Below are 4612 nucleotides of genomic sequence, written 5' to 3'. Positions count from 1 at the left end.
GGATGGGCTGGGAGGGGAACCTGCCATCCTCTTTTGGTCATGGCTTCCATGAACATGTGCACATGACGCTGTTCGTCCTGATAAATACTCTGGAAAAGTTGCAGCAGCTGAGGGTTTCCGGTTTCAACGGAGCGAATGGTGTAATCGCTGGCTTCATGCTTGTCGCTGACCATGGCGTCCAACAACATCATACGGTCGTCCAGTTGTTGCGGCATTTTTTGCCCTCCTCGCAGGTTGACGGTTTATTGTACATTGCCGGCACTGTGCAAAAAATCCACCAGCATGTTCAGGTGCCTCTGTTCATCCTGTTGTACCGCGCTGAATAGCTGTTGTAATTCCGGATCGGTGGCCTGGGCTGCGTAAGTGCCGAATTTATCATAGAGCAGCCTTTCGGCGGTAACCGCCGCCTGTATGGATAACAGGTCCTTCTGGCTGAGCATAAAATCACCCCTTTCCAGGGTTAGTATACCCCCGGAAAGGGGCGATTCATTCCATAGGTCGATTTTATTTCCGGGTAGGTTCATACATGTATCAGAAATGTGTCAAAGAACCGTCCCCTGACACAGTCGTGTGTCAAAGAACCGTCCCCTGACACAGTCTTTCGCCGGCCCTTATTCAGTGAGGGTATTCTGGTAGGTCAGTTCTTCAAAGGCTTTGATGTAGGTACTGCTCAAATTTTTCCCGAACCGGACCATGAGCATGTTGGCCGGGTGTTCCAGTATTTCCGGATCATCGGTGCGGCGCTTTTTAAAACCGACAGTGCCAAAGAGACGGTTGAGCATCCGCTGATAACTCCATACATCCAGCCCGCTTCCTTTGAGATCCCAGTGCCAGTAAAACTCCGTGGTAATTATCACGTATTCTTCCAGGGTGCGGTTGGAAAAGGCCACCTGGAGTAAAGCTCTGGCTATACCCTGGCGTTGCCACCGGCGGCTTACTTCAATGGCCCCCAGTTCCAGCAGGCGGGGATGCTTGCTCCAGCGGGTGTAGGGACTGGGAGCGTGAAACATAACGTAGCCCACAATTTCTTGCTGATGCCGGGCAATATATACCAATCCCTCGGGAGAGCGGGCGGCAATGATCAGGGCTTCCTTTTGCCGGCGGGGACTGCGGAAATTTTTTAATTCTTCATTTATGGACAGGTGCTCCAATTCACCGGCGGTTACGGGCCCCTCCAGGTATACCGGCCCACCGGATGTAAGCACCTGCCTGTAATGTTTCAGGGATTCCTTTGCGGTTATCATTTTTACCACCGGGCTTTCTCTGGATTGGTGTCGGTGAGGTTGGTTAAAACCCCACATTTACAAAAATATTCTGATAAAGTATAGAAAAATCCTGCTGGAAGTAAAAACTTTTTCTTTGAAATTAAGAAAGGTTGCCGGGTTGCGGGAAGATGGCCTTCAGCTGGTATTGATGCCGTATTTCTGTGCCCGGTACAGAAGGGCGGAACGGGTGATACCCAGCAATTGCGCAGCCCGGGTTTGGTTGCCGCCGCTTTTTTCCAGGGCTTTGACAATCAGCTCCTTTTCCAGCTGTTCCAGGGAGATGCCCTGATCCGGAAAGCGCACCACCAGGTCGCTGCCTTCCCTGGCCGGGGTGAGCAACTCTTTGGGCAGGTGATCCGGCAGAATCTCCTCCCCCTGGCAAATAATGGCCGCCCGTTCAATCACATTTTTCAATTCCCGGATATTGCCGGGCCAGTGGTATTTGGACAGCAGTTCCATGGCCCCCGGAGAAATTTTATTGACCATATATGTGGGGCGGAATTGTTGCAGGAAATGTTCGGCCAGCAGGGGGATATCCTCCTTTCTTTCCCGCAGGGGCGGCATGTGAATTTGGAAAACATTCAAGCGATAATAGAGATCTTCCCGGAATTGTCCCTTTTCAATGGCCCGGGCCAGATCCCGGTTGGTGGCGGCAATAACCCGCACGTCTACCCGGATGGTCTCGGTGCCGCCGATTCGTTCGAAAGACATTTCCTGCAGCACCCTCAGGAGTTTGGCCTGCATGGGCAGGGGCATTTCGGCGATTTCGTCCAGAAAAATGGTGCCCCGGTCCGCCAGTTCGAAGCGGCCCAGTTTGCGGGAGGTGGCTCCGGTAAAGGCTCCCTTTTCATGGCCGAAAAGCTCGCTTTCCAGCAGTTGTTCCGGCAGGGCGGCACAGTTAATGGCCACAAAAGGTCCTTCCCGGCGGGGGCTGTTCTGGTGGATGGATACGGCGGTCACTTCCTTCCCCGTTCCACTTTCACCGGTGATTAAAACGGTGGCATTACTGGCCGCCACCCGTTCAATCAAACTTACCACTTCCCGGATGGCCGGACTGTTACCGACCAGCATATTGGTATATTTTCTGGTCAGTTCGGAGCGCAGGAAATTGACTTCGGTGGTCAGCTGGCTGACCCGCAGGTTTTGTTTGATTACTAATTTCAGTTCATCCAGATCAAAGGGTTTGGTCAGGTAATCGGCGGCCCCCATCTTCATGGCCTCGATGGCCGTTTCAATGGTTCCATGGGCCGTGAGCATAATCACCGGCATCCTGGGCTGTATTTCCCGGGCCTTTTTCAATACTTCCAGGCCGTCCATCTCGGGCATTTTCAGATCCAGGATGACCAGGTTGGGTTGTTTTTCCCGGATCAGTTCCAGTCCTTTGACGCCCGAGGTGGCGGTATGCACGTGATAGCCTTCCTGTTGCAATGCCCTTTCCAAAGCCCAGCACAGGTGTTCCTCATCATCGATAATTAAAATGCGGGGTACCATTTTCAGGCTTGCCCTCCTGTAGTTTTCTGAACCGGTAAGCGGACGGTAAAGGCGGTTCCCTGGTCGCTTGAGGTTACATCAATTTGCCCGTCGTGATTGGCCACAATCTGATGGCTGATGGACAGACCCAGGCCGGTTCCATTCTCCCGGGTGGTATAAAATGGATCGAAGATATGATGAACTTCAGCAGGAGGAATACCTCTGCCCGTGTCACTAAAAATAACTTCCACAAAACTGCCGGCGGTCCGGGTGCGGATGGTCAGGGTTCCCCCCTGGGGCATGGCCTGAACGGCGTTTAAGATCAGGTTGACAAAAACCTGTTTTATCCGTTCACCGTCCAGCTCCGTCGGGGGCAGGGCGGGGTCTTTATCAACAACCAGTTTGATATTATGTTGCTTTAACATGGGGGCGGTAAAGGTAAGCACCTTTTCCACCAGTGTATTTACCGAGACGGGGTGGACAAATTGCTTGGTGGGCCGGCCGAAATCCAGCAACTCCTGGATGATCCTGTTCTGCCGGTCAATTTGTTCCTGTATTATTCTGGTATACTGGACCAGGGAGGTGCAGTTTTTCATATCGGTTTCCATCACCTGAACGGTGGTTTTAATCACGGCAATGGGATTACGCAGCTCATGGGCCACACCGGTGACCAGACGCCCCAGGGCGGCCAGGCGTTCCGAGCGGTGCAGCTGTTCTTCCAGTTTTTCCTTTTCGGCAATGGCCGCGGCCATGCGGTTGATGGCCCGGGCAATCTGGCCCCCTTCGCCCGGCAAATCGGGTAAATGCCGGTTTATATCTTTTTCCATGAGATTTAAGCCTTCCTTAATGCGGTTGACGGTTTTGGCCAGCGTATGCACCAGAAAAAGGGCCCCGGCCGCACAGGCAAAGAAGACAAACAGGGCGATATACCGGAAGGCCAGGCGAAAAAAACGGCTTTGAGCAAAAATGGGGTGCAGCCGTTCATCCACCCAGGCTATGGCTACCACTTTACCTTCTACCAGGACGGGCGTCAAGTATTCAAAAGTTTCGTCGTTCAAACTGGTGGTCAGCCGGGCCAGAGGGCGACCGCTGGCGGCTACGGCCACCAGACCGGGGTCCGCTTCGTTTAAGATGCGTTTTTCCCTTTCCCTGCTCTCTTCGGGAGAGAGATTCCGGTATTGATGCAAAAAACCGTGAACGTAAATCTGTTTATTGTCCGGAAGGTACAGACCGAAACGGACACCGGGGAAATTGGGTACCAGCGGCTTGACCGTTTCGTCGAAACATGACTGTAAAAGGACGGCCCTGGTTTCGGGCTCCAGGGAGAGGAGGCTTTTCCCCTGTAGCCTTTTTTCCAGTGTTTGATTCAGTTCGGGTACGACCTGGTTATGGAGCAGCGAGCCCAGGCGTTCTTCCAGGGCCGAAAGCATGGCTTCCTCGCTTCTGGTGGCGAAATAAAAGTCATAAACCACCAGCAGAAGCGGGATCAATAGCAGCACCGTGGTGATAACAATAATCTGAAAACGCAGGCTGCGCCAGGAACGGACTTTGTTGGCGAAGGCAATGCCGGCCATGGTTTTCTCCCTTCTCCCCGGGAAGTGATGCAAAACAGACAGCCACTGTCTGATAATAGACACCACTCCCCGGCTTGTAATAACCTTCACAACCCCTTTTGACCATTGATTTAAGGGGTGACTGTTTGTTTTCAGACAGCATGGGGACAGTCCTTTCCCCCATAAAACCTTGTATCTAAAGGCCGCACTTACTGGCATGAAAAATGCGTAACAGAATAATAACTTTTTTCACAAGCCACCGGTCTTATTATAACACAGGTGCGGTTTATTGTTAATTGTTAAATGGGGGGATGGTCGGGGGGG

At 52.5% G+C, this 4612-nt stretch carries 5 protein-coding genes; all 5 read right to left on the bottom strand.

All coding sequences use genetic code 11. The features are described from left to right. On the bottom strand, window positions 1–215 hold a 215-nt coding region (locus tag GFC01_RS17490), incomplete at its 3' end, for a spore coat protein (protein ID WP_152948431.1). A 27-nt stretch (window positions 216–242) separates the two neighbouring features. Then, window positions 243–440, bottom strand: a complete 198-nt coding sequence (locus GFC01_RS17485; RefSeq protein WP_152948430.1) for a ferritin-like domain-containing protein — start codon at window positions 438–440, stop codon at window positions 243–245. A gap of 171 nt (window positions 441–611) precedes the next feature. Next, on the bottom strand, window positions 612–1244 hold the full coding sequence (locus GFC01_RS17480) for a GNAT family N-acetyltransferase (RefSeq protein ID WP_152948429.1): 633 nt from the start codon (window positions 1242–1244) through the stop codon (window positions 612–614). Between the two features lie 156 nt (window positions 1245–1400). Continuing rightward, the gene (locus GFC01_RS17475) at window positions 1401–2756 is read right to left on the bottom strand and encodes a sigma-54-dependent transcriptional regulator (RefSeq protein ID WP_152948428.1); all 1356 of its coding nucleotides are present in this window, start codon (window positions 2754–2756) and stop codon (window positions 1401–1403) included. Window positions 2757–2758: 2 nt separating this feature from the next. Continuing rightward, complete coding sequence (locus GFC01_RS17470; protein WP_341474082.1) at window positions 2759–4399, bottom strand: ATP-binding protein; 1641 nt, start codon at window positions 4397–4399, stop codon at window positions 2759–2761. Between the last annotated feature and the right edge of the window lie 213 nt (window positions 4400–4612).

Source organism: Desulfofundulus thermobenzoicus, from assembly GCF_009428905.1.
Lineage (GTDB): Bacteria > Bacillota > Desulfotomaculia > Desulfotomaculales > Desulfovirgulaceae > Desulfofundulus_A > Desulfofundulus_A thermobenzoicus.
This window is presented reverse-complemented; position numbering and strand designations above follow the sequence as displayed.

What these genes read in the sequence shown, in the direction of transcription:
- GFC01_RS17485 (WP_152948430.1), bottom strand. Translation starts at nt 440, where the DNA reads ATGCTCAGCCAGAAGGACCTGTTATCCATACAGGCGGCGGTTACCGCC.
- GFC01_RS17480 (WP_152948429.1), bottom strand. Translation starts at nt 1,244, where the DNA reads ATGATAACCGCAAAGGAATCCCTGAAACATTACAGGCAGGTGCTTACA.
- GFC01_RS17475 (WP_152948428.1), bottom strand. Translation starts at nt 2,756, where the DNA reads ATGGTACCCCGCATTTTAATTATCGATGATGAGGAACACCTGTGCTGG.